The sequence below is a fragment of the Stenotrophomonas sp. YJH_SMC_32 genome (assembly GCF_059369975.1).
Map to the genome: position 1 here is coordinate 31,409 of NZ_JCAFTE010000008.1, position 23,290 is coordinate 54,698.

General features: G+C 67.4%; 23 protein-coding genes. 5 read left to right on the forward strand and 18 right to left on the reverse strand.

What is annotated here, in order from left to right; translation table 11 throughout:
• The first annotated feature begins 104 nt into the window (after positions 1 to 104).
• The 4 genes from AC5P7S_RS11850 to pdeM are packed head-to-tail and all read left to right on the forward strand — an operon-like array spanning position 105 to position 5,794.
• A complete protein-coding gene (locus AC5P7S_RS11850) occupies positions 105 to 1,103 on the forward strand; it encodes a ligase-associated DNA damage response exonuclease (RefSeq protein ID WP_095378374.1) in 999 nt (332 codons plus the stop codon).
• Positions 1,100 to 2,707, forward strand: a complete 1,608-nt coding sequence (locus AC5P7S_RS11855) for an ATP-dependent DNA ligase (RefSeq protein ID WP_095378373.1) — start codon at positions 1,100 to 1,102, stop codon at positions 2,705 to 2,707. Before AC5P7S_RS11850 ends, AC5P7S_RS11855 begins: the two co-directional genes overlap by 4 nt.
• Positions 2,704 to 5,163: a ligase-associated DNA damage response DEXH box helicase gene (locus AC5P7S_RS11860; protein WP_095378372.1), complete on the forward strand. Its 2,460-nt coding sequence runs from the start codon at positions 2,704 to 2,706 to the stop codon at positions 5,161 to 5,163. The genes AC5P7S_RS11855 and AC5P7S_RS11860 overlap by 4 nt, the downstream gene beginning before the upstream one ends.
• On the forward strand, positions 5,153 to 5,794 hold the full coding sequence (gene pdeM / locus AC5P7S_RS11865) for a ligase-associated DNA damage response endonuclease PdeM (RefSeq protein ID WP_095378371.1): 642 nt from the start codon (positions 5,153 to 5,155) through the stop codon (positions 5,792 to 5,794). The genes AC5P7S_RS11860 and pdeM overlap by 11 nt, the downstream gene beginning before the upstream one ends.
• A 1-nt stretch (position 5,795) precedes the next feature.
• On the opposite strand, the gene AC5P7S_RS11870 is transcribed toward pdeM, so the two are convergent.
• The 9 genes from AC5P7S_RS11870 to rlmD form a co-directional block, all read right to left on the reverse strand.
• Positions 5,796 to 6,065 (reverse strand): hypothetical protein, encoded by a 270-nt coding sequence (locus tag AC5P7S_RS11870; RefSeq protein ID WP_005418216.1) that lies wholly within the window; start codon positions 6,063 to 6,065, stop codon positions 5,796 to 5,798.
• Positions 6,066 to 6,245: 180 nt separating this feature from the next.
• Positions 6,246 to 7,514 (reverse strand): FAD-dependent oxidoreductase, encoded by a 1,269-nt coding sequence (locus AC5P7S_RS11875; protein WP_095378370.1) that lies wholly within the window; start codon positions 7,512 to 7,514, stop codon positions 6,246 to 6,248.
• Positions 7,515 to 7,639: 125 nt separating this feature from the next.
• A complete protein-coding gene (locus AC5P7S_RS11880) occupies positions 7,640 to 7,846 on the reverse strand; it encodes a cold-shock protein (protein ID WP_005410590.1) in 207 nt (68 codons plus the stop codon).
• Between the two features lie 88 nt (positions 7,847 to 7,934).
• Positions 7,935 to 8,681: an S-methyl-5'-thioinosine phosphorylase gene (locus AC5P7S_RS11885; protein WP_005418222.1), complete on the reverse strand. Its 747-nt coding sequence runs from the start codon at positions 8,679 to 8,681 to the stop codon at positions 7,935 to 7,937.
• Positions 8,682 to 8,762: 81 nt separating this feature from the next.
• A complete protein-coding gene (locus AC5P7S_RS11890; RefSeq protein ID WP_005418223.1) occupies positions 8,763 to 9,317 on the reverse strand; it encodes a hypoxanthine-guanine phosphoribosyltransferase in 555 nt (184 codons plus the stop codon).
• Positions 9,317 to 10,324 (reverse strand): beta-N-acetylhexosaminidase, encoded by a 1,008-nt coding sequence (nagZ, locus tag AC5P7S_RS11895; RefSeq protein ID WP_005418224.1) that lies wholly within the window; start codon positions 10,322 to 10,324, stop codon positions 9,317 to 9,319. Before nagZ ends, AC5P7S_RS11890 begins: the two co-directional genes overlap by 1 nt.
• A 164-nt stretch (positions 10,325 to 10,488) precedes the next feature.
• Entirely contained in the window at positions 10,489 to 11,184 is a 696-nt protein-coding gene (locus AC5P7S_RS11900; RefSeq protein WP_005418225.1) for a DsbA family oxidoreductase, read from the reverse strand.
• Positions 11,185 to 11,297: 113 nt separating this feature from the next.
• A complete protein-coding gene (locus AC5P7S_RS11905; RefSeq protein WP_005418226.1) occupies positions 11,298 to 11,783 on the reverse strand; it encodes a CYTH domain-containing protein in 486 nt (161 codons plus the stop codon).
• A gap of 34 nt (positions 11,784 to 11,817) precedes the next feature.
• Positions 11,818 to 13,152 (reverse strand): 23S rRNA (uracil(1939)-C(5))-methyltransferase RlmD, encoded by a 1,335-nt coding sequence (gene rlmD / locus AC5P7S_RS11910; protein ID WP_005418227.1) that lies wholly within the window; start codon positions 13,150 to 13,152, stop codon positions 11,818 to 11,820.
• Between the two features lie 127 nt (positions 13,153 to 13,279).
• On the opposite strand from rlmD, the gene AC5P7S_RS11915 reads away from it, so the two are divergent.
• Positions 13,280 to 14,008, forward strand: coding sequence for a response regulator (locus tag AC5P7S_RS11915; RefSeq protein WP_005418228.1), 729 nt, complete (start codon positions 13,280 to 13,282; stop codon positions 14,006 to 14,008).
• Positions 14,009 to 14,547: 539 nt separating this feature from the next.
• Here AC5P7S_RS11915 and recO read toward each other — a convergent pair.
• The 9 genes from recO to rpoE form a co-directional block, all read right to left on the reverse strand.
• Positions 14,548 to 15,267 carry a DNA repair protein RecO gene (gene recO, locus AC5P7S_RS11920; RefSeq protein WP_095378369.1) on the reverse strand — a complete coding sequence of 240 codons (720 nt, stop codon included), beginning with the start codon at positions 15,265 to 15,267 and terminating at the stop codon, positions 14,548 to 14,550.
• 18 nt (positions 15,268 to 15,285) lie between these two features.
• The gene (gene era / locus AC5P7S_RS11925; RefSeq protein WP_005410599.1) at positions 15,286 to 16,182 is read right to left on the reverse strand and encodes a GTPase Era; all 897 of its coding nucleotides are present in this window, start codon (positions 16,180 to 16,182) and stop codon (positions 15,286 to 15,288) included.
• Positions 16,179 to 16,859: a ribonuclease III gene (gene rnc / locus AC5P7S_RS11930; protein ID WP_005418230.1), complete on the reverse strand. Its 681-nt coding sequence runs from the start codon at positions 16,857 to 16,859 to the stop codon at positions 16,179 to 16,181. Before rnc ends, era begins: the two co-directional genes overlap by 4 nt.
• Entirely contained in the window at positions 16,849 to 17,232 is a 384-nt protein-coding gene (locus AC5P7S_RS11935; RefSeq protein ID WP_014038086.1) for a DUF4845 domain-containing protein, read from the reverse strand. The genes rnc and AC5P7S_RS11935 overlap by 11 nt, the downstream gene beginning before the upstream one ends.
• A 37-nt stretch (positions 17,233 to 17,269) precedes the next feature.
• Positions 17,270 to 18,064: a signal peptidase I gene (gene lepB / locus AC5P7S_RS11940; RefSeq protein WP_095378368.1), complete on the reverse strand. Its 795-nt coding sequence runs from the start codon at positions 18,062 to 18,064 to the stop codon at positions 17,270 to 17,272.
• A gap of 54 nt (positions 18,065 to 18,118) precedes the next feature.
• Positions 18,119 to 19,912 (reverse strand): translation elongation factor 4, encoded by a 1,794-nt coding sequence (lepA, locus tag AC5P7S_RS11945; protein ID WP_005418237.1) that lies wholly within the window; start codon positions 19,910 to 19,912, stop codon positions 18,119 to 18,121.
• A 182-nt stretch (positions 19,913 to 20,094) separates the two neighbouring features.
• Positions 20,095 to 21,627 carry a DegQ family serine endoprotease gene (locus AC5P7S_RS11950; RefSeq protein WP_065185459.1) on the reverse strand — a complete coding sequence of 511 codons (1,533 nt, stop codon included), beginning with the start codon at positions 21,625 to 21,627 and terminating at the stop codon, positions 20,095 to 20,097.
• A 74-nt stretch (positions 21,628 to 21,701) separates the two neighbouring features.
• On the reverse strand, positions 21,702 to 22,583 hold the full coding sequence (locus tag AC5P7S_RS11955; protein WP_065179471.1) for a sigma-E factor negative regulatory protein: 882 nt from the start codon (positions 22,581 to 22,583) through the stop codon (positions 21,702 to 21,704).
• Entirely contained in the window at positions 22,580 to 23,200 is a 621-nt protein-coding gene (rpoE, locus tag AC5P7S_RS11960; protein ID WP_005418256.1) for an RNA polymerase sigma factor RpoE, read from the reverse strand. Before rpoE ends, AC5P7S_RS11955 begins: the two co-directional genes overlap by 4 nt.
• Positions 23,201 to 23,290 lie beyond the last annotated feature (90 nt).

A 23,290-nucleotide genomic window follows, 5' to 3' on the forward strand; every position in this document is an offset into this window, starting at 1 on the left:
CCTGGCGGCAAGAGGTATGCGGCCCGATTGTGCCGCATGACTTGCCAAGCCCGTGTTCAGGCCGGTTCTCACCGTCTGCACGAGCAGCAGGCCACAGTGATCGCATGGCAGCCAACGACGATCTGGTGGTGCTGCGCCCGGAAGGGCTGTACTGCGCCGCCGGCGATTTCCACATTGATCCCTGGCGACCGGTAGCGCGCGCGGTCATCACGCATGGCCACGGGGATCACGCCCGCCCGGGCATGGGCGAGTACCACTGCAGCGAAGGCAGCCTGCCGATCCTGCGCTGGCGCCTGGGCGATGTTCCGGTGCAGGCGCACGTCGAGGGCGTGCCGTTCCGCCTGGGCCGGGTACAGGTATCGCTGCATCCAGCCGGTCACGTCCTGGGATCTTCGCAGGTGCGCATCGACGACGGGCGGCAGGTCTGGGTCGCCTCCGGCGACTACAAGCGGCAGCCTGACCCAACCTGTGCGCCGTTCGAAGTGGTGCCCTGCGATACCTTCATCACCGAAGCCACCTTCGCCCTGCCGATCTACCGCTGGCCGGACACTTCGGCCGTTGCTGCCGAAATCGTGGCGTGGCGCCGCGAATGCGAACAACGCGGCGAGGCTGCGATCCTGCTGTGCTATGCGCTGGGCAAGGCACAGCGGGTGCTGGCAGAGCTGCGGCCACTGGACGATCGGCCGGCCTGGCTGCATGGCGCCATCGCCAATGGCGTGGCGGTGTACCGGCAGGCCGGCGTACCGATGCTGGAGACGCTCACCGTGGCCGAACAGGGCCGCCAGCCCGATGCCGCCGGCCAGTTGATCCTGGCCCCGCCCTCGGCTGCGGGCACGCCCTGGATGCGCCGCTTCGGCCGTCACCAGCTGGGCTTCGCCTCGGGCTGGATGCAACTGCGCGGCAACCGTCGCCGCCGCAACGTCGATCGAGGCTTCGTCATTTCCGACCACGCCGATTGGCCAGCACTGCTGCAAACGATCCAACAGACCGGCGCGCAGCGGGTGATCGCCACCCATGGCAATACCGATGCGTTGATTCTGTTCCTGCGCGAGCGCGGCGTGGCTGCCGAAGCCTTCCGTACCGATTTCGGGAGCGAGGAATGAAGTCCTTCGCAGCGCTCTACCAACGCCTGGACCGCAGCACTGCCACGCTGGACAAGCGCGCAGCGCTGGTCGACTACTTCCGCCAGGCAGGCGCACACGATGCGGCGTGGGCGCTGTACCTGCTCAGTGGTGGCAAGGTGGGTGGCGCGCGCAGGAAGATCGCCGCCAGTGGCGAACTGCGCGCGTGGATCGCCGAGCAATCAGGGTTGCCACCGTGGCTGGTGGAAGACAGCTATGCGCAGGTGGGTGACCTGGCCGAAACGCTGACCCTGCTGTTGGACGACCCACCACACCCTTCGCCTGACCGGCCCCTGGCCGAATGGATCGAACAGCACCTGCTGGCGGTCGCCAACCAACCCGAGGCGGTGCGTCGCGCGGCGATCGTCGCCGGCTGGCAGCAACTGTGCAGCGGCGAACGCCTGGTATTCAACAAGCTGCTGACCGGCGCCCTGCGCGTTGGCGTGTCGCAGCGACTGGTGCAGCAGGCGCTGGCCGAGTGGTCCGGCCTGGACATCGCACGCATCGCCCAGCGCATGCTGGGCGAGTGGGTGCCCTCGCCCGGGCTGCTGACCCAGCTGCTGTCGCCGGATGAGCTGCCGCTGGACCGGCAGCAGCCCTATCCGTTCTTCCTGGCCTCGCCACTGGAGGGATCCCCTGCCGAACGACTCGGCCCGATCGATGACTGGCTGCTGGAATGGAAGTGGGATGGCATCCGCCTGCAGCTGCTGCGCCGGCGCGGCGAGGTCGCCTTGTGGTCACGCGGCGAAGAGCGGCTGGATGGCCGCTTCCCCGAGATCGAACAGGCAGCGATGGCGCTTCCCGATGGCTGCGTGCTGGACGGCGAGCTGCTGGCCTGGGACGAAGCCGCGGACCTGCCGCGTGCCTTCACTGCGCTGCAGACGCGCATCCAGCGCCGAAAACCCGGTGCGGCCACCCTGCGCAACACGCCGGTGCGGGTGCTCGCCTATGACCTGCTTGAACTCGATGGCGTAGACCTGCGCGAACGTCCGCTGCAGCAGCGGCGCGCGCGTCTCGCCGAGGTCGTCGGTGCACTGAACGATGCACGGATCCAGCTCTCACCGGGCGTTGACGCCGACGACTGGCTCCAGGCGGCGGCAATGCGCGACGTGGCACGCGAACGCGGCGTGGAAGGACTGATGCTGAAACGGCATGCCTCGCCCTACCAGGCCGGACGCCGCCGCGGTGACTGGTGGAAATGGAAGGTCGATCCGCTCACCATCGATGCGGTGCTCCTGTACGCGCAGGCCGGCCATGGGCGGCGCAGCACGCTGTACACCGACTACACCTTCGGCGTCTGGGACGGCGACACGCTGGTGCCGGTGGCCAAGGCCTATTCGGGCCTGGATGACAAGGAAATCCTCGCGCTTGATCGCTGGATCCGCGCCAACACCCGCGAGCGCTTCGGCCCGGTGCGCAGCGTTCGCGCCGAACACGTCTTCGAGCTGGGCTTCGAGGCGGTCAACCGCAGCAGCCGGCACAAGTCGGGCATCGCTGTGCGCTTTCCGCGCATCCTGCGCTGGCGCCACGACAAGCCCGCCAGCGAAGCCGATCAGCTGGCCACGCTGCAGGCATTGGCACGATGAACCGCAGCCAGGCACTGCGCCGGCTGGAAGACTGGTTCGCGTCCAGAGGCTGGCGCTCACTGCCGTTCCAGCGCGCGATGTGGCGTCACTATCTCGCCGGCGAATCCGGGCTGCTGCATACACCCACAGGCAGCGGCAAGACACTGGCGATGTTCGGCGGGCCGCTGCTGCAGGCCATGATCGACCCGCCACCCTCCCCCCGCCGCGCCAGCGCGGTCCGCCCGCTGCAGGTGCTGTGGGTGACCCCCTTGCGCGCGTTGGCCAGCGACACCGCGCGCGCGCTGCAGACCGTGGTCGATGGGCTGGGGCTGGGTTGGCGTGTCGGCCTGCGCAGTGGTGACGCCAGCAACCGCGAGCGGCGCCAGGCGCGCGAGGGCCGCATCGACGTACTGGTGACCACGCCGGAATCACTGGCGCTGCTGCTGAGCTATCCGGATACGCTGCCGCGCATGCAGCGGCTGCGCTGCATGGTGGTGGACGAATGGCACGAACTGCTGGGCAACAAGCGCGGTGTGCTGCTGCAGTTGAACCTGGCAGTGTTGCGCCAGGCCGCGCCTGCATCGCAGCTGTGGGGACTGTCAGCCACCCTGGGCAATCTGCACGAGGCGCGCGACGTGCTGCTGCCCGGGCGACCGGAAGCACCGATCGTGCAGGGCGTACGGCCGCGCCCACTGAGCGTGCGCAGCCTGCTGCCAGACCCCGGCGAGCGCTTCCCATGGGCGGGGCATCTGGGCCTGGCGCAGCTGCCACGCGTGCTGGATGCACTGATGCAGGCACGCAGCAGCCTGCTGTTCACCAATACGCGCGCGCAAGCTGAATTGTGGCATCAGGCGCTGGCCGCAGTCTGGCCGGAAGAACCGGACACGCTTGCGCTGCACCACGGCTCGCTGGACCCGGTGCTGCGCCAGCAGGTGGAGGATGGCCTGCGCGCGGGCGCGCTGCGCTGCGTGGTTGCCACCTCCAGCCTCGACCTCGGCGTCGACTTCCCCGAGGTTGAGCAGGTACTGCAGCTGGGCAGCCCGAAGGGCGTGGCGCGCCTGCGCCAGCGCGCCGGACGCGCACGGCACCGCCCGGGTGCCAGCGGTTCCATCCTGTGCGTGCCCAGCCATGCGCTGGAACTGGCCGAGTACGCCGCCGTGCGCCGTGCGTTGGCCGGGAACGTGGTCGAAGCGCGCAGGCCGCCGACGCTGCCGCTGGATGTGCTGGCCCAGCATGCGGTCAGCCGCGCCCTGGCGGGCGGCTTCGACAGCGCCGACCTGCTGGCGCAGGTGCGGCGTACCCATGCCTTCGCGTCGCTCGGCGACGACCAGTGGCAGGCCGTGCTCACATTCGTCGTGCAGGGTGGCCAAGCGCTGGCCCAGTACCCCGATTTCCACAAGGTCGTGCGTGATGCCGATGGGTGGTACCGCATGCACGACCGTCGCCAGGCGCTGCGTCATCGGCTGTCGATCGGCACCATCAGCAGCGATGGCAGCGTGCGCGTGCAGTTCCTGCGCGGCGGCAGCCTGGGCGCCGTGGAGGAACAGTTCGCCAGCCGCCTGCGCCGTGGCGACCGCTTCCAGTTCGCCGGGCGCCTGCTGGAGCTGGTGCAGCTGCGCGACATGACTGCCTTCGTCCGGTTGGCACGAGGACGCGGTGAGGGGATCGTGCCGCGCTGGCAGGGCGGCCAGTTGCCGCTGTCGATGCCGCTGGGCCGCGAGCTGGAGTGGGTACTGTCCGGTGCTGACGACAGCGCCGAGTCACGCTGGCTGTCACCCCTGCTGGCACTGCAGCAGCGGTTGTCGGCGCTTCCCGGCCCAGCCCATCTGCTGGTGGAGGATGTGCGTCGTCGCGAAGGCCAGTTCCTGTTCGTCTATCCCTTTGCCGGCCGCCACGTGCATGAGGCGCTGGCCGCCCTGCTGGCGCTGCGCTGTACCCGCCGGCAGCGCAACAGCATCGGCTATGCGGTGAACGATCACGGCCTGGTGCTGGCACCGGCACAGGCCATCGATCTGGATGCGGCGCAATGGCGGGCGCTGTTCTCCACCGATCAGCTGCTGGATGATCTGCGTGCTGCAGTGAACCTGGGCGAGCTGGCGCGTCGCCAGTTCCGCGGCATCGCACGCGTCGCCGGCCTGCTGGTCCCCAGCCTGCCCGGTGGCATGCCACGGGCACTGCGCCAGCTGCAGGCATCCGCGGGACTGCTCTACGACGTACTGCGCGAGCACGACCCGGATCACCTGCTGCTGGCGCTGGCGGAACAGGAAGTGCTGAATGACAGCCTCGACATGCCGGGGCTGCAACAGGTACTGGCCAGGATTCGGATGCAGACCCTCTCGGTGCAGCGCCCGGCGTCACTCACGCCGTTGGGTTTCCCGCTGTGGGCCGAACGCCTGCGCGGGCAGTTCAGCAACGAAGACTGGCGTACCCGGGTACAACGCGCGGCCCAGCAGCTGGAGCGTCGGCATGGCCGATGAACTGCCACTGCCGCGCGCAGGCGAGTCGCTGGTTCTGCTTGGCGCGCGTGCACTCTACTGGCCCGCGCGGCAGGCACTGCTGCTCGCCGACCTGCACCTGGGCAAGGCCGATGTATTCCGCCGCGCAGGCATCGCGCTGCCCAGCGGCGGTACCGGCAAGGACCTGCAACGCCTGCAGGGGCTGCTGGACAGGCATGCCTGCCGCGAGCTGTGGATCCTGGGCGACATCCTGCATGGCCCGGCGCATCGCGCTGCGTGGTACCAGCAATGGTTGGCATGGCGCAAACGCAATGCCGCACTGGACGTGCATGTCCTGCGCGGAAATCATGACCGGCAGCTGCCGCATGCCGAGCTGCAGGTGCAGATACACGACGAGGTACGGTTGCCACCGTTCCTGCTTCGGCATGAGCCGGTGCCCGATGCGGAGCTGCATGTGATCGCCGGGCATCTGCATCCACAGATCGCTTTGCCTGCGTTGCGGCGGCGCTTCCCCGCATTCTGGCTGCGTGACAGGATGACGCTCCTGCCGGCCTTCTCCGCGTTCACCGCCGGAATCGTTCCTGTTCCCGCTGCCGGCGAGCAGATGGTCGCCTGCGTGGACAACGGCCTGGTTGTGCTGCCCCTGGCTTGAATCAGGCCGGACGGATATCCAGCTGCGGCATCAGCTGGAACTCAGGCGTGTCCTCTTCCCGTCGCCGCGGCAGGGCCTGGATCGCCGCCAGCATCTCCTGCGCGCAAATGCGGATGCGCGTGTGGTGCTCCGGCGACGCATGACTGATCAGGCTGCCGACATGGAACTCGAACACGTCCTCCAGTACGTCGGGCTGGTCCTCGTGCAGCATCTGCAACAGACCGCGCAGCTTGCAGATTTCCGATTCCAGCTCCTCGACCGCGAACAACATGGCATCCTCCTCTTCGACAACAGGCGGCACATCCGGGCCGCAACAGGCGGCGACGGCAGCGCCTCCCGGGCCACGCGCGATGTTGATCACGGAAAGGAAAACGGGCGACGCGCAATCGCGTGCAACCTACTTCTCGCATATGCGCAGTGAGGCAACCGTTAATTCACGTGACGACGCATTTCACGCAGTGGCCGTGATCGCGTTGATGCGAGGCACCTGCGCCGCAGTGGCCAGCGCGTCGACGAAAGCCGGATCCAGCGCGAGCGAACCGAACCAGCCATGCTGGGTACCGCTGAGCACACGCAGCATGTGACCACGCCCACCCGGCAGGCGCCCCATCGGGCCGAGCAGCACGTCGCGCGCTTTGGCCCAGGCATCGCGATCAGACTGGAACAGCGGCGTCAGCCAACGGCTCCAGCGCTGGTAGACCGCAACGTGCGCCCTGCGCTGCGCCTGGTAGGCCTGCAATGCCGCGGCACCGCCACCATGCGCGCGCAAGGCATCGCGCAGCGCCAGCGCATCGAGCAGCGCCATGTTCACGCCCTGGCCCAGCTGTGGGCTCATCGCATGCGCGGCATCGCCGGCCAGCACCATGCGGCCGTGATACCAGCGCGTCATCACCGCGTCGCGGTAGACGGCCCGTGCCAGCTGGCCGGCGTCACGCAGATGCGCGAAGCGTGCACTGGCCTGCGGCCACAGCGCATGCAGTTCGTCCAGCCAGGGCGTCATGCCGTCGGCCTGCCAACGTTCGAAATCGTCGCGTGGCAGGCTCCAGAAAAAGCTCAGGCGCGGCGTGTCATCACCGGGCCGCGTACCGACCGGCAACAGCCCGATCATCTTGCGCGCGGCCACGTAGCGTTGCCGCAGCTCCTGCAGGTGTGGCCAGTCTTCGGCCGGCAACAGGCACCACAGCGCACCCCACGGATACACGCGATCCAGTCCGTTACCGTCTTTGATCGTGCCGCGCAGCGTCGAGGCCGCACCATCGGCGGCCACCACCAGGTCGAACGCACCGTGCAGGCGCCCTTCGCTGTCACGCAGGCGACCATGCTCGGCATCCACTGCAGCGATGCTGACGCCGGCATGCAGCTGGCCCGCACCAGCACGCGCGTCATCCAGCAACGAGAACAGGGTGCCGCGCTGCATGCCAAGGCCGTGCAGGCGCGCGTCCAGGCCGGCGTAGCGCATGTCCATCACTGCGCGTTCGCACGGCGTATCGCCATACAGGCGATGCACCGGCGCGGCATGCGCGCGCACGGCGTCAAGCAGGCCCATCTGCCACAGCACCTGCAAGCCGCTGGGCTGCAGCAGGAAACCGGCGCCAACCGGTCCCGGCGTGGGCACACGTTCGAAGATCTCCACCTCGTGGCCATCACGGGAGAGCAGGATGGACAATGCCTGTCCAGCGGTGCCGTAGCCGATCACGGCGATGCGCAGTCGTTCCTTCATGGGCGCATTGTGCCCGAGCGCAAATCCGGATGCCCAGCGGGGCCTCCGCCCACGGCAGCGCAATTCTTGTCGCAGCGCAAAAAAAACCCCGCCGGAGCGGGGTTTTCAACGCACTGTCGAGTGGATCACTCGGCCGGCGTGATGTTCGAAGCCTGGGCGCCCTTCGGGCCCTGGGTCACGTCATAGGTGACACGCTGGCCTTCCTGCAGGCTGCGGAAGCCCTTGGAGTTGATGGCGGAGAAGTGCGCGAACACGTCGGCGCTGCCATCCTCCGGCGAGATGAAGCCAAATCCCTTGGCGTCGTTGAACCACTTGACGGTACCGTTCGGCATGGTGATGCGAGACCTTATGCAATGAATGGGTGGTGTACGCTGAACCCGCGCACAAGCTGAGTATGCAAAGCTTGCTCAGGGAAGACAATCACCCCCGCGCCAATTCGCCCACCAGTTCCGGAAGTCCGTTGCTGGCCGCCTGCACATTGGCCAGCACTTCGGCCATCGTAATCTCCTCGCCATCACCGCAGCCGGCGGCCCAGTTGGCGATGATCGCCAGGCAGGCATAATCCAGCCCCAGCTCCCGCGCCAGTGCGGCTTCCGGCATGCCGGTCATGCCCACCAGATCGCAACCGTCGCGGCGCATGCGGGCGATTTCGGCGATGGTTTCCAGGCGCGGGCCCTGCGTTGCGCCATAGCAGCCACCGTCATGGACCGTGACACCGGTCACTTTGGCTGCCGCCAGGATCTTGCTGCGCAGCATCGGCGTGTACGGATGGCCGAAATCGACGTGGACCACGTCGGAGCCTTCTTCTTCACAGATCGTGCTGATGCGGCCCCAGGTGTAGTCGATGATCTGGTCCGGGCAGGCGAGCACGCGCGGACCGAAGTTCTCGGTGATGCCCCCCACCGTGTTCAATGCCAGCACCCGCTGCGCGCCCAGCTGCTGCAGCGCAGCCAGGTTGGCGCGGTAGTTGATCTTGTGCGGCGGCAGCGAATGCCCCTCGCCATGCCGCGCCAGGAACGCCACGCGATGGCCGAGCAGCGTGCCCACGCGCACCGGGCCCGATGGGCGGCCGAAGCGGGTGTCGACCTCGTGGGTCTGCACGTCGTCAAGCTTGGCCAGGTTGTAGACACCGGTACCGCCGATCACGGCCAGGGCGATCTGTTGCATTAGAAGCACTCCATGAAAAGACGAACGCCGGCACCCGAGGATGCCGGCGATGGAAAAGACGCGCCGCGGGCGGCCGCGCCGTTATTCCTTCATTGCGTAGATGGCCGGCACGCAGCGCAGGGTCTCGTTGACGTCCATGCCGAAGCCGAACACGTAGCGGTCCGGCAGCTCGATGCCCGCGTAATCGGCGGTCACATCGGGCAGCGCACGGTCGTGCTTCTTCACGGTCATCGCAGCGATGCGCACATCGGTCGCGCCCTGTTCCAGGCACCAGGTGCGAACGCCCTGCAGGGTGTAGCCCTCGTCGAGGATATCGTCGACCAGCAGCACGCGGCGGCCGAACAGCGAGGTGGCCGGCTTGTGCTTCCAGACCAGGTCACCGCCGGTGGTTTCGCCGCGGTAGCGGGTGGCGTGCAGGTAATCGAACTGCACGTCCTGGCCGCGCGCGCCCAGTTCCAGCGCCAGCTGGCCGGCGAACGGCAGCGCACCATGCATGATCGACAGGAACAACGGCACCTCGCCCTTGTAATCGCGCGCGATGGCGTCGGCGATTGCAGCGATGGCCTTGTCGATGGTGGGGCGGTCGACCAGCAGGTCAGCCTGGGCCAGGGCCTGGGAAATGGTGAGGTTGGGCATCAGACGGTTCTTCCAAGGGTTTCAAGCAGACGGGATTGGGTGTCGCCATGGCGGGCATCGGCCAGCAGGCCGTCCCAGCCGAGCGCGCCGCGGCCAAGCAGGCCCAGCAGCGCAGCAGTATTGAGGGAACGTCCCTGCACCGCATGCAGGGCTTCATCGACCAGTTCCGGATGGCAGACCAGCACCACGTCGCAACCGGCGTCCAGGTGCGCGTGCACGCGTGCCGGCACGCCGCCGGCGCTGTGCGAGGCGGCCATGCCGATGTCATCGGAGAACACCACGCCGCGGAAGCCGAGTTCGCCGCGCAGGACGTCCTGGATCCAGCGTGGGGAATAGCCGGCGGGCTCCGCTGCCACCTGCGGATAGATCACGTGCGCCATCATCACCGCATCGGCACCGGCGGCGATGCCGGCCTGGAACGGCACCAGGTCCTGCGCGCGCAGTTCGTCCAGCGCGCGTGGATCGATCGCGGTATCGACGTGGGTGTCTTCCAGCACGGTGCCGTGACCAGGAAAATGCTTGAGCGTGGCGGCCATGCCGACCGCGTGCATGCCGCGCACATAGGCTGCAGTGAACGCGGCCACGACCTGCGGGTCTTCACTGAAGGCGCGGTTGCCGATGGCGCGGTTGCCGCGGCCAAGGTCGACCACCGGGGCGAAGCTGAGATCCAGGCCGCTGGCGCGGACTTCACTGGCCATCAGCCAGGCATGCTGCTCGGCCAGCGCCAGGGCCCGCTGCGGGTCGGTGGCGTACAGGGCACCAATGTCCTGCAGCGGCGGAAGATCGCTGTAACCCTCGCGGAAGCGCTGCACACGGCCGCCTTCCTGGTCCACGCAGATCAGCTGCGGGCGCGGGGCAGCGGCACGGATGGCCGCGCTCAGATCGGTCACCTGCTGGCGCGAGGCGAAGTTGCGCTTGAACAGCACTACTCCGGCCACGGCGTCGTGCTGCAGCCAGTCACGTTCCTGGGCGGTCAGTTCGGTGCCGGCAACGCCGATCAGCAGCATGGTCGATCTCCACAACGCGCGCCCGCATGGCGCAGTGCCGCATTGTCGCAGAACCGGCCGACAGGCGCAGTGGTCAGAAAAAGGGGACGGAGGGGATTAAGGCGCAATCGGCCCCAAGGGGCTGGATACGTCTTAATCCCCTCCGTCCCCTTTTGAGGAGCCGGTCAGACCTTGCAGCTGTCCGGGCCGCAGGCCTCGTCGCCGTCAGTCGGGGTAGCCGGGGCGCCCTGTTCTGCCGCGATCTGCCGCAGGGCCTGGGCGAACGCCTCGGGTGGCTGCGCCCCGGAAATCGCCCACTTCCCATCGATCACGAAGGTCGGCACCGACGAAATGCCCAGTGCATGGGCCTGCGCCAGCTTGGCTTCGACCTCGGCCAGGCCGCGGTCGGAGGCCAGCATCTGCGCGATTTCACCACCGTCCAGGCCGCCCGCCACGCCGGCCTTCACCAGTACAGCGTTGTCGGCCAGGTTCTGGCCATGTTCGAAGTGGGCGCGGAACAGCGCTTCACCCACCGCATCCTGCACGCCATGCTGGCCGGCCAGCCACAACACCCGATGCGCCGGCAGTGTGGTCACCCGCACCTGGCCCTGGTTGAAATCCATCGGCAGCCCCTCCGCGCGCGCGGTGGTCTGGGTCTGGCCGAGGATCTGCTCGGTGCGCTCGACGCCCCCGAACTTGCGCGCATAGGCCTCGCGCAGCGACACCGGGGTGTCGTCCGCATCCGGGTCCAGCTGGAACGGCTGCCAGTGGATATCAAGTTCAGGCGCATTGGCGCCCAGCAACTGCACGCCCTGCTGGAAACGATGCTTGCCGATCCAGCACCAGGGGCAGACCACGTCGGAGTAGATGTCGATTCTCATGTCCCCGACATGGGGACCGCCTTCCTCGATAAAAGGGGACGGAGGGGATTAAGTCGCTTTCCGCACAGGCGGGGTAAAGACGACTTAATCCCCTCCGTCCCCTTTTTGGGGGTTCACCACTGTGAATACGGGCGGCTGGCCAGGGCAACGTTGTAGTAGCGGGCGTCATCGGTCACTTCGGCGCCGACCCAGTCCGGCAGGTCGATGGCCTGATCGGCGCTTTCCAGTTCGACTTCGGCCACCACCAGACCGGCGTTGTCACCGAGGAATTCGTCCACTTCCCAGGTCAGGCCGGCGTGTTCGACCAGATGGCGGCGCTTGTCGATCAGGCCGCCGACACACAGCCCCAGCAGTGCGCGCGCGTCCTCCACCGGGATCGGGTAGTCGAACTCCTGCCGGGTATGGCCGAGGGTGCGCGACTTCAGGTTCAGCGCGGCGTGGTCGCCTTCGATGCGTACGCGCACCGAGGCGTTCTGGGTGCCGCGGTCGAGCGCGCCCATGTCGTTGATGTAGCCCTGCGCCATCGGGATCACCCGATGCGCGGCGGTGCGCCAGCCATCGCTGCTGACCAGGAATTTGCGTTCGATTTCGATGCCCATGGCGCAATTATGCGCCACGGGTGATGACAGCTGCTCAGCGCTTTTCGAATACCGCGATGCTTTCCACGTGCGCGGTGTGCGGGAACATGTCCATGGCACCGGCGCTGACCAGGGTGAAGCCCTGTTCGTTGACCAGATAGCCGGCATCGCGCGCCAGCGAGCCCGGGTGGCAGCTGACGTAGACGATGCGCTTGAACTGCTTCAGCGGCAGCTGCTGCAGCACTTCGATCGCGCCCGAGCGCGGCGGATCCAGCAGCAGCTTGTCGAAGCCCTGGCGCATCCACGTCGTGCTGCGCTGGTCCTGGGTCAGGTCGGCGCTGAAGAACTGCGCGTTCGCCAGGCCGTTGCGCTCCGCGTTCTCACGCGCACGCGCGACGAGGCCGGCATCGCCTTCCACACCCACCACTTCACGCACACGGCGGGCCAACGGCAGGGTGAAGTTGCCCAGGCCGCAGAACAGGTCCAGCACGCGCTCGTCCTCACCCGGCTGCAGCAGGTCCAGGGCGTGGGCGATCATCTTCTCGTTGAGCTTGGCATTGACCTGGATGAAATCCAGCGGGCGGAACGCCAGCTCGACATCCCACGGCGCCAGCCGGAACGACAGCGCCACGCCCTGCCCGTCCAGCGGCTGCACGGTGTCCACGCCACCGGACTGCAGGTAGATCACGAAGCCATGCTGCTGGCCGAAGGCGGCCCAGGCCGCGCGGTCGGCATCGCTGAGTGGCTGCAGGTGGCGCACGGTCAGGACCACGGCCTGGTCACCGGCGATGAATTCGATCTGAGGGATGTCACGCTTGCCATCGAGCGTTTCGATGAAGGTGGACAACGCCTCGACCTTGGTGCCGATCTCCGGAATCACGGTCAGGCACTGGCTGAGGTCGGCGACGAAACGCGGATCCTGTTCACGGAAGCCAACCAGGGTCTTGTCCTTCTTCTCGACCCGGCGCACCGAGAAGCGGCCCTTGCGGCGGTAGCCCCAGCTCTCGCCGACCAGCGGCGCAAGCACGGTGCCCGGCTTCACATGGCCAATCCGCTCCAGGTTATCCATCAGCACGCGCTGCTTGGCGACGATCTGCTGGTCTTCGTCCAGGTGTTGCAGCACGCAGCCGGCGCAGGTACCGAAATGGGGGCACTTGGGGATCACCCGCTGCGGCGAGGCCTGCAGCACCTCCAGCGTGCGCGCCTCGTCGAAATGGCGGCTGCGGGCAGTCTGTTCAGCCATCACCACCTCACCGGGCAGGGCGCCGCTGACGAAGGTGACCTTGCCGCCCTCGCCTTCACGGCGGGCGACACCGCGACCATCATGGCTGAGGTCGAGGATCTCGGTCTGGAACGGGGTACGGTCGGTGCGGGAGCGGGATCGGGCCACGTGGCAACAGGCTGCGGGCAAAAATGGGGGCGTATTGTCGCAGATCCTGACCGATGGGGCCCGGACCCGCTTGCGCCCGTGGCCGCCGTGCTTGATGATTGGGACAGCTGACATGGAGGCAGCCCTGATGCAGATGACCCCGCGGGCCGCACGGCCCCGCTTCCTGCTTGTCGAGGACGACATCATCAGCCGCGGTTTTTTCAAGGCGGCGTTGGAAACGTTACCGGCGGACGTGGACACCGCAGATTCACTGGCCAGTGCCTTGGCCAGTGCCGAGCCCGGCTCGCATGACCTGTGGCTGATCGACGTCAACCTGCCGGACGGCAATGGCGCGCAGCTGTTGCGTGAGTTGCGCCGTTCACATCCCGACACGCCGGCGCTGGCACATACCGCCGACGGCGATGCCTCCATTCACGCCCGCCTGCGCGAAGCTGGTTTCAGCGACACCCTGGTCAAGCCACTGGGCCGCGACCAGCTGCTGAAGGCCGTGCGCCGAGCGCTGGTCAACAGCCCGGCGGGGATCTTCGTGGCACAGGCCCCGGCCGCGGTCGAACTGGCCGTACAGGACTGGGACGAGACCGCAGCCCTGGCAGCGCTCAATGGCCAGCGCAACCACCTGATCGCACTGCGCGAACTGTTCCTGGCCGAGTTGCCGGGCGTGCGCGACGCGGTCGAGCAGGCGGTCGACCAGCACGACGAGCGCCAGTTGCGCAGCCAGTTGCACCGATTGCAGGCCAGCTGTGGCTTCGTGGGGGCGGCACGGTTGGGACGGGCGGTGCGCCAGCTGCATCATGCGCCCGAGTCCGGGCAGGCCCAGGCGGGGTTCCGCGACGCGGTGGCTGCCCTGCTGCACTGAGGGTTGCTCGGCAGGGCTGCGCCCTGCACCCGCAGATGCTTCAAGCCAGAGCAACACCAAAGGCCAGAGCCAGAGCGGCTCTGGCCTTCTGCTTGTTGGGCGGGCCGGTGTGGGTTGGCAGGACACGCCGTAAACCCGTCCATGGGGGCTCGATGGCGCCATCCATGGCGCCAACGGTCCTGCCAACCCACACCGCCCCACCCCCGACAGATTCCCGGTGACGGCTGGTAGATCCACGCCATGCGTGGATGAATTTCTGTCAGATGTCGAAATCAATCTGGGGTCAGATCCGTTTTCCGAAAGAAAACGGATCTGACCCCGTCGGCATGTCCGACAGCTCGCAAGAATCTGTCGAAGGCGGGGTGGGTCCGGTTGCGGGAGTGTCCGCGGCATGGATGCCGCGGCCAAGCCCCCAAGGACGGGTTTACGGCGTCTCCCGCAACCGGACCCACCCCGCCAACCCACGGATAACCAGCTTTTGCTTTTGACGTTGACGTTGATTAGGCAGGTGCAGGGCTGCAAGCCCTGCTCAACACCCCCTACCTGCGGGGCGCCAGCTGCTCGAGCATTTCCCAGGACTTCAGGCCGCGCGGCCCCAGGTGATGGGCCAGCACCCGCCGCATCGGCAGGCGCAGGCTGGCCAGATCGGCGGCATCCGGCTCTTCGTCAGTCGCCAGCGCCAACAGCGCCGACCCGGTGGCGGCTGCCCGGCGCTCCCCGCCGCGCTCGCTCAACAGGCGCTGCGCACCCTCCTGCGGGTCCAGTTCGTACCACGCCGCCGGGTCGATCGGCTGGCCATCGCTGGCGCTGTCCAGCTCGAAACCCAGGCCCAGCGCAGACAGCAGCTCGCGTTCGAAACGGCGCAGGGTCCAGGCCAGGCCAGCGCCCACCGCCAGCCGCGCACGCGCCTCGCCGTAGGCGAGGTACAGCTCCGGCAGCGGGTCCTGGCGCGGGGCCAGGCGCAGGGTCAGTTCGCTCAGGTAGAAACCGGCCAGCATGGCCTGCCCGACCAGGCGTGGCGCGGCATCCAGCGCCTCGGCGCTACGCAGCTGGGCCAGTTCCCCCCGCTGCTGGGCACTGAAGCGGATCCACTGCAACGGCTGCAGGGCGGCGCGCAGCACCTGGCCCTTGGCAGTGGACACGCCACGCGCAAGCAGCCCGATACGGCCATGCTGTGCGCTCAACACTTCGACCAGCAGGCTGGTCTCGCGGTAGGCCCGTGCGTGCAGCACGAAGCCGGTGTCGTCCTCGATCATCATCGAAGCGACTACAACGCCTTACTCGTAACCGAAGGCCTTCAGCGCGGCCTCGTCGTCGGACCAGCCTTCACGCACGCGCACCCAGGTTTCCAGGAACACCTTGGCCCCGAACAGACGCTCCATCTGCAGGCGGGACTTGGCGCCGATCTCCTTCAGGCGGGCGCCGCCCTTGCCGATCACGATGGCCTTCTGGCCTTCACGCTCGACCCAGATCACCGCACCGATGCGCAGCAGGTTGCCGTCCTCGGTGAAGCGCTCGATCTCGACAGTGGTGGCGTAGGGCAGTTCCTCGCCGAGCTGGCGCATCAGCTGCTCACGCACCAGTTCACCGGCCAGGAAACGCTGGCTGCGGTCGGTGATCTCATCCTCGCCGAACATCGGCGGGGCTTCCGGCAGCAGCTTCAGCACGTCGCGCACCAGCGCTTCCAGGCCATTGCGCTTCTGCGCGGAGATCGGATGCACGGCGGCGAAGTCGCGACCCTCGGTCACCTGCTGCAGGAACGGCAGCAACGCGCCCTTTTCCTTCAGGCGATCGATCTTGTTGACCACCAGCACCACCGGGATGCCGGCGTCGCGCAGCACGTTGAACGCCAGGCTGTCCTCTTCATCCCAGCGACCGGCTTCGATCACCAGCAGGCCGGCATCGACGCCTTCCAGCGAGCCACGCGCGGCGCGGTTCATCACCCGGTTCATCGCCCGCTTCTGCACCTTGTGCAGGCCGGGGGTGTCGACCAGCACCAGCTGGCCTTCCGGATAGGTGGCGATGCCCAGCAGGCGATGGCGCGTGGTCTGCGGACGGTTGGAGACGATGCTGACCTTGGCGCCGACCAGAGCATTGGTCAGGGTCGACTTGCCCACGTTCGGGCGGCCGATGACGGCCACGCTGCCGCAATGATGGGGAGTTTGTTCGCTCACTTGGAATCCAGTTGTTCTAGGACGGCCGCAGCCGCCTGTTGTTCGGCAAGCCGCCGCGAGGCGCCTTCGCCCTCGGTGCTGGCGGCCGGGTCGGCTACGTTGCAGCGTACCCGGAAGTGCTTGGCGTGGTCGTCACCGGATTCTGACACCAGTTCATACTGCGGCAACGCCTTCTGTCGGGCCTGCAGCCATTCCTGCAGGCGGGTCTTGGGGTCCTTCTCGGGCCGGCCGGAGGCCGGCAGTGCCTCGATCGAAGCGCTGAACCAGGGCAGTACCACCGCCCGGCAGGCCTCGAAACCGGCATCCAGGTAGATCGCAGCCACCACGGCTTCCACCGCGTCGGCCAGGATCGAATCACGACGGTGGCCACCGGACTTCATTTCGCCCGGGCCCAGGATCAGCCGCTCGCCCAGCTCCAGGCTGCGTCCAATCACCGCCAGCGCGCCCTCACGCACCAGTTCGGCGCGGGCACGGGTCATCGCGCCCTCGTCGGCCTTGGGCCAGCGTCGGTACAACGCCTCGGCCGCCATCATGTTGACGATGCTGTCGCCCAGGAACTCCAGGCGCTCGTTGTGTGGCGCACCGGCACTGCGATGCGTCAGCGCCTGCTTCAGCAGCGCCGGGTCGCGGAAGGGATGACCGATCAGGTCACCACGTTGGAAAGGTTTATTCGGCACCGCTTCGGGTCAGGTCCTGGGATGAATCGAATTTGCCAACCACGTCCAGGTTGCCGACCAGCGGACGGCGCACTTCGTAGTTGACCTTGAGGGTCCAGCCATTGTCGCGACGGTCGAACTTCACGTTGGCCGGCTTCACGTTTTCCGAGTAATTGATGTACAGGCGCTTGAAGAACAGATCCTGGATCCGGGCCGGCTCCATGCTGCCCACGCCCGGCTCCTTGGCCAGGCTCTTCATCGCCGAGCGCACCGCGTAATACTCCTGGTACATCGGGAACAGCTTCATGCCGATGTAAAGGAAGAAACCCACCACGATCAGGACCGCCAGGAACGAGGTCAGGGTCATGCCACGCTGCGTGTTCATCGTCTTCATTGCGTTCTCCCCAGATACGCGTTGGATGTGAAGGTACTCAGTTGATGCTCGAGCCGATTCGCGAAGGCTCGAAGCCATCCTTGCAGAACCAGCCCTGGCAGTTCAGCCAGATCAGGAAGGCCTTGCCGCGCAGGTTTTCTTCCGGCAGCAGGCCCCAGAAGCGGCCATCGTCGCTATTGTCACGATTGTCGCCCATCACCAGGTACTTGCCGGCCGGTACGGTCCACTGGCCCTGGCCACGCGGATAGTCGGTCTCCAGCACGGTATGGGTACGGCCCGGCAGGTGCTCGACCAGCAGGTTGGCGCCCTCGCCCTGGCCCTTGTGCCCGGCATAGATGCCCTTGTTGTCGTACTTCAGCGGTTCGCCATTGAGGATCACGCCGTCGCCTTCGAAGACCACGGTGTCACCCGGCACGCCGATCACGCGCTTGATGAAGTTCTCGCCCTTGGCCGGATCGTTGTCGCTGTGGCCGGGGAAGTGGAACACCACCACGTCGCCGCGCGACGGCTCGCCGAAGGGGACGATCTTGGTGTTGCTGATCGGCAGGCGCAGGCCGTAGGAAAACTTGTTGACCAGGATGAAATCGCCGATCAGCAGGTTCGGCATCATCGAGCTGGACGGGATCTTGTACGGCTCGGCGATGAAACTGCGCACGATCAGCACGATCGCCAGCACCGGGAAGAATGCACGCGAGTAGTCCACCAGCACCGGCTCGGTGTCGAGCAGGCCCGCGCGCTGGGCGCGGCGCTTGGCGAGGTACAGCTTGTTGGCGAGCAGGATCAGGCCCGAGGCCAGGGTCAGCACGACCAGGAGGATCTCAAACAGTTTCATTCAGGGTCCTTTGCAACGTCACCAGACGACCGGCCCCGCGAGGCCGGTGCGGGCTTACTTGTTGTCCATCTGCAGCACGGCCAGGAACGCTTCCTGCGGGATCTCCACGCGGCCGACCTGCTTCATGCGCTTCTTGCCTTCCTTCTGCTTTTCCAGAAGCTTCTTCTTGCGCGAGACGTCGCCACCATAGCACTTGGCCAGCACGTTCTTGCGCATCGCCTTGACCGTGGTGCGGGCGATGATCTGCGAGCCGACGGCAGCCTGGATGGCCACGTCGAACATCTGGCGGGGGATCAGGTCCTTCATCTTCTCGCACAGCTCGCGGCCGCGGCGGTCGGCGTGGCTGCGGTGCACGATCAGCGACAGTGCGTCGACCTTGTCACCGTTGATCAGCACGTCAACGCGCACGAACGGGCCCGCGTCGAAGCGCACGAAGTGGTAATCCAGCGAGGCATAGCCACGGCTGACCGACTTGAGCTTGTCGAAGAAGTCCAGTACCACCTCGGCCATCGGCAGCTCGTAGCTGATCTGCACCTGGCTGCCCAGGTAGTTGATGCCGATCTGGCTGCCGCGCTTTTCTTCGCACAGCTTGATGATGTTGCCGATGTATTCCTCGGGAGTGAGCACATTGGCGCGGATGATCGGCTCGCGGATCTCCTCGACCTGGTTCACCGGCGGCAGCTTGGCCGGGTTGTCCATGTTGATGACCGAGCCGTCGGTCTTCAGGACCTCATACACCACCGTCGGCGCGGTGCTGATCAGGTCCAGGTTGTATTCGCGTTCCAGGCGCTCCTGCACTATCTCCATGTGCAGCATGCCCAGGAAGCCGCAGCGGAAGCCGAAGCCCATCGCTTCGGAGCTTTCCGGCTCGAAACGCAGCGCGGCATCGTTCAGGCGCAGCTTGTCCAGCGCTTCGCGCAGGTCCGGGTAGTCTTCGGCATCGACCGGGAACAGGCCGGCGAACACGCGCGGCTGCATTTCCTGGAAGCCCGGCAGCGGCTTCGGCGCCGGATCGCCGGCCAGGGTGAGGGTGTCGCCGACCGGCGCACCATGCACGTCCTTGATGCTGGCGGTGACCCAGCCCACTTCACCGGCACGCAGCGCCGGCAGCACCTTGCGCTTGGGAGTGAACACGCCGACGTTGTCGACCTGGTGGTTGCGGCCGGTCGACATCACCTGCAGCTTGTCACCGGCCTTGATCTCGCCCTGCATCACGCGCACCAGCGAGACCACGCCCAGGTAGTTGTCGAACCACGAGTCGATGATCAGCGCCTGCAGCTTGTCGGTGTCGCGCGGCACCGGCGGCGGGATGCGATGGACGATCGCCTCCAGCACGTCCTGCACGTTGAGGCCGGTCTTGGCACTGACCGGCACGGCGTCGGAGGCGTCGATGCCGATCACGGCCTCGATCTCGGCCTTGGCGCGCTCGATGTCGGCGGTGGGCAGGTCGATCTTGTTGATCACCGGCACCACTTCCAGGCCCTGCTCCACTGCGGTATAGCAGTTGGCCACCGACTGCGCTTCCACGCCCTGCGCCGCATCGACCACCAGCAGCGCGCCTTCGCAGGCGGCCAGCGAGCGGCTGACTTCATACGAGAAGTCGACGTGGCCGGGGGTGTCGATGAAGTTCAGGTGATAGGTCTGCCCGTCCTTGGCCAGGTACGGCAGTGACACCGATTGCGCCTTGATCGTGATGCCACGCTCGCGCTCGATGGGATTGGAGTCGAGCACCTGCGCTTCCATCTCGCGGGCCTGCAGGCCACCACAGAGCTGGATGATGCGGTCGGCCAGCGTGGACTTGCCGTGGTCGACATGGGCGATGATGGAGAAGTTGCGGATGTTCCGCATCGAATCAGAAGACATAGGTGGCGGCGGCGCGCGGCGTCGTCAGGGTAACGGTCGATTATCGCATGCCCGGCGCCCGGCCGCGAAAACTGCCTCATCGGACCGGGGCCAGAACGGACGAAGCCCCGCCGGGGCGGGGCTTCGGGGGCGGCGCCGGCGCCGCCGAAGCGGCCCTGGCAGGGGCCTTACTGGCCGGCCTTCACCGCCACGAAGGCGCTGTTGCCGTTGGCCGTGCGGACCAGCAGCATCACCACGTCGTCCTTCTTGAAGCTGGACAACGCCCGGTTCAGGGCATCGACGCTGCCGACCGCAGTGCGGCCGACCTGCAGGATCACCATGCCCGGCGACAGGCCGGCATCGCGTGCTGCCTGGCCCTTGACCCCGGTAATGCGCACGCCTTCATTGCCGTTGAGCCCCAGCTGCTTGCGCTGGGCCGCGTTCAGGTCGCTGACGTCCAGCCCCAGCAGGGCGTTGGCACCGGTCTGCGGAGCCGCCTCGCCAGCGCCAGCCGACGGCCCGCGGGCATTGCCCTGCCCGTCCTCGCTCAGTGCGGTCAGCGTGGCACTGAGCTCATGCGGCTTGCCGTCGCGGTAAACCACCAGGTTCACCTTGCTGCCCGGCGCCATCGCACCGATCAGCGGCGGCAGGTCGGACCAGCTGTTGACCGCGCTGCCGTTGACCGAGCGGATGACATCGCCCACCTGCACGCCGGCCTTGGCGGCCGCACTGCCGGCCACGATCTGGTTGACCAGCGCGCCGCGGCTGTCCGGCAGGCCCAGTCCCTGCGCCTTCAGCGAATCGATCGGTTCGACCACCGCGCCGAGCTGGCCGCGGGTGACCTTGCCGCTCTTCTTGATCTGCTCGACCGCGCTCATCGCCAGGTCGATCGGGATCGCGAAGCTGATGCCCATGTAGCCGCCGGAGGCCGAGAAGATCTGCGAGTTGATGCCGACCACTTCGCCGCGGGTGTTCAGCAGCGGACCGCCGGAATTGCCCTGGTTGATCGCCACGTCGGTCTGGATGAACGGCACGTAGCGCTGGTCAGGCCCCCCCGTACTGCGACCGACGGCGCTGACCACGCCGGCGGTAACGGAATGGTCGAGGCCGAACGGCGAGCCGATCGCGACAACCCATTGGCCCGGCTTCAGGGTGTTGGAATCACCCACGCGCACGGTGGGCAGGTTCTTGCCATCGATCTTGAGCAGGGCCACGTCGTACTGCTGGTCGCTGCCCACCACCTTGGCGGTGAACTCGCGGCTGTCGCCCAGCTTGACCTTCACCTCGCTGGCGTCGGCCACCACGTGGTAGTTGGTCAGTACATAGCCATCGGGCGAGATGATGAAGCCCGATCCCATGCCACGCCCCTTGATGCTGGGACCGCCATCCTGCCCACCCGGCCCCTGCCCCGGCATCGGGAAGTCAGGGCCGAAGAAGCGGCGGAAGAACTCGGGCATGTCATCGTCGCCCATCGGGCCGCGCGAGGCCTGGCGGTTGTTGCGGACGATGGTGGTGTCGACGTTGACCACGCCCGGGCCGACCTGTTCGACCAGGTTGGTGAAGTCGGGCAGGCCGCTGACCAGCGGTTGTGCAGGCGCCCGCGGCGCCGCGGCCGGCGCAGGCTGGGCCGGGGCGGCAGGCGCCGGCGCCTGCGCGCAGGCCACCAGGGGAAGGGTCAGGGCCAGCAGGCCAATGGCCTGCGTGCGAAGTCGGGGAGTCATCGGACGGCAACCTCCGGGTCGGATGGAAAGAGGAATACGGGCCCCGCCGACGGCGGGGCGTGAAGGCGCCCGGCTCAGTCGCGCGGGCGCGGCGGCACCGGCAGGTCGTCCTGCAGGCGCGGCTCGAACGGGTAGAACGCGGCACCGCCGGCGCGGGCCGGGAAACTGGCATTGAGCGCGCCACCTGCGGTCGGCGCCAGGCTGGAGCGCGGCCACGGCCGGGCCTGCAGCCCGCCGACCTCGCCGAATGGCAGGTTGCGGTTGGCGTTGGCCGGTACGGTCGGAGCCAGCGGTGCCTGCACGGCGGCGATGGCGCGCTGCGGAGCGTCATCGCGCTGGGCGGCACGCGCGGCCTGCTGGCTGCGGGTTGCACTGGCGCGGCGGGCGTCCTGGCGACGGCTGGTAGCAGCCATCGCCACAGCCGGCGCCGCCGCCACGGCCATCGCGGCGGTATCCACCGATGCTTCGGTCACCGGGGCCGGCGAGGTCGGCGCCGGCGGCAGTTCCGCCTGGCTGGCGATCACCTGGGGGGCCAATGGCTCGCCGGGAGTGGCCTCCTTCAGCTTCTCGCCCCCCATGAACAGGGCGACCGCAGCAACCGATGCGGCCAGAGCCGCGCCGCCGCCCCAGGCCCGCCAGCCACTGCGACGTACCTGGCGACGCGGCTCGGCCTGCGGCGTCGGCTCGGCCGCGATGGCGGCAGCCACGGCGGCACTGAACCCGGCCGGAGCCAGTGCCGACGCCTGCCCGCGCATCACGTCGCCCAGCAGCTGCCAGCGCTCCTGGCAACCGGCCAGCTCGGGGTCGTGCTCCATCCGGCGCAGCAGGAAACGCGCTTCATCGGCGCCCAGCTCGCCATCGACCAGGGCCGACAGCTGCTCGCGATGGCGCTGGTCCAGGCGCTGCCCGGCGGGCGATTGATGGTTCTGCGATTCGTTGAACGGGTTACTGGTCATACGCGGCTCTTCTCACGGGTGGCGCTGCCGATGTCCAGCAGCGGCCGGAGTTCGGTGTCGATCGCCTCGCGCGCCCGGAAGATCCGTGAACGCACCGTGCCGATCGGGCACCCCATCTTCTGCGCGATATCCTCGTAGCTCAGGCCTTCCACCTCGCGCAGGGTGATCGCTGACCGGAGTTCTTCCGGCAGCGCGTTGACGGCCTTCATCACCGTCTGTTCCAGCTCCTGGCGCATCAACTCGCGTTCGGGCGTGTCGGTGTCACGCAGACGCGTACCACTGTCGAACTGTTCGGCATCGCCGATGTCGATGTCATCGGTCGGCGGCCGTCGATTGTGTGAAGCCAGGTAGTTTTTGGCGGTATTCACGGCGATTCGATGCAACCAGGTTGAGAACTGGGCATCGCCACGGAAACTCCCGATCGCGCGGTAGGCACGGATGAAAGTGTCCTGGGCGACGTCCTGACATTCGCTCCAGTCGGCGATGTAGCGACCGACGAGGGCCACCACCCGATGCTGGTACTTGCGCACCAGGACATCGAAGGCGGCACTCTCGCCGTGCTGCACGCGCCGGACCAGTTCCAGATCCAGCTCCTGTGGTGTATCAACCTCGGCCATGAGGGGCCGCACTCCTGTCAGCCCAACCGACGTCGGGCAATGAGACTGCCAATCCCGGGAAAAGTTCAGTCGCCGATCACCTGGCGCCGC

What these genes read in the sequence shown, in the direction of transcription:
- AC5P7S_RS11935 (WP_014038086.1), bottom strand. Translation starts at nt 17,232, where the DNA reads ATGAAGACGATGAACACGCAGCGTGGCATGACCCTGACCTCGTTCCTG.
- AC5P7S_RS11905 (WP_005418226.1), bottom strand. Translation starts at nt 11,783, where the DNA reads ATGGGCATCGAAATCGAACGCAAATTCCTGGTCAGCAGCGATGGCTGG.
- AC5P7S_RS11950 (WP_065185459.1), bottom strand. Translation starts at nt 21,627, where the DNA reads ATGACTCCCCGACTTCGCACGCAGGCCATTGGCCTGCTGGCCCTGACC.
- lepB (WP_095378368.1), bottom strand. Translation starts at nt 18,064, where the DNA reads ATGAAACTGTTTGAGATCCTCCTGGTCGTGCTGACCCTGGCCTCGGGC.
- AC5P7S_RS11890 (WP_005418223.1), bottom strand. Translation starts at nt 9,317, where the DNA reads ATGCCCAACCTCACCATTTCCCAGGCCCTGGCCCAGGCTGACCTGCTG.
- AC5P7S_RS11955 (WP_065179471.1), bottom strand. Translation starts at nt 22,583, where the DNA reads ATGACCAGTAACCCGTTCAACGAATCGCAGAACCATCAATCGCCCGCC.
- AC5P7S_RS11860 (WP_095378372.1), top strand. Translation starts at nt 2,704, where the DNA reads ATGAACCGCAGCCAGGCACTGCGCCGGCTGGAAGACTGGTTCGCGTCC.
- AC5P7S_RS11875 (WP_095378370.1), bottom strand. Translation starts at nt 7,514, where the DNA reads ATGAAGGAACGACTGCGCATCGCCGTGATCGGCTACGGCACCGCTGGA.
- rpoE (WP_005418256.1), bottom strand. Translation starts at nt 23,200, where the DNA reads ATGGCCGAGGTTGATACACCACAGGAGCTGGATCTGGAACTGGTCCGG.
- lepA (WP_005418237.1), bottom strand. Translation starts at nt 19,912, where the DNA reads ATGCGGAACATCCGCAACTTCTCCATCATCGCCCATGTCGACCACGGC.
- AC5P7S_RS11870 (WP_005418216.1), bottom strand. Translation starts at nt 6,065, where the DNA reads ATGTTGTTCGCGGTCGAGGAGCTGGAATCGGAAATCTGCAAGCTGCGC.
- recO (WP_095378369.1), bottom strand. Translation starts at nt 15,267, where the DNA reads ATGATGATCGAGGACGACACCGGCTTCGTGCTGCACGCACGGGCCTAC.
- nagZ (WP_005418224.1), bottom strand. Translation starts at nt 10,324, where the DNA reads ATGCTGCTGATCGGCGTTGCCGGCACCGAACTGACCGCCCAGGAACGT.
- AC5P7S_RS11880 (WP_005410590.1), bottom strand. Translation starts at nt 7,846, where the DNA reads ATGCCGAACGGTACCGTCAAGTGGTTCAACGACGCCAAGGGATTTGGC.
- AC5P7S_RS11855 (WP_095378373.1), top strand. Translation starts at nt 1,100, where the DNA reads ATGAAGTCCTTCGCAGCGCTCTACCAACGCCTGGACCGCAGCACTGCC.
- pdeM (WP_095378371.1), top strand. Translation starts at nt 5,153, where the DNA reads ATGGCCGATGAACTGCCACTGCCGCGCGCAGGCGAGTCGCTGGTTCTG.
- AC5P7S_RS11915 (WP_005418228.1), top strand. Translation starts at nt 13,280, where the DNA reads ATGCAGATGACCCCGCGGGCCGCACGGCCCCGCTTCCTGCTTGTCGAG.
- AC5P7S_RS11900 (WP_005418225.1), bottom strand. Translation starts at nt 11,184, where the DNA reads ATGAGAATCGACATCTACTCCGACGTGGTCTGCCCCTGGTGCTGGATC.
- AC5P7S_RS11885 (WP_005418222.1), bottom strand. Translation starts at nt 8,681, where the DNA reads ATGCAACAGATCGCCCTGGCCGTGATCGGCGGTACCGGTGTCTACAAC.
- AC5P7S_RS11850 (WP_095378374.1), top strand. Translation starts at nt 105, where the DNA reads ATGGCAGCCAACGACGATCTGGTGGTGCTGCGCCCGGAAGGGCTGTAC.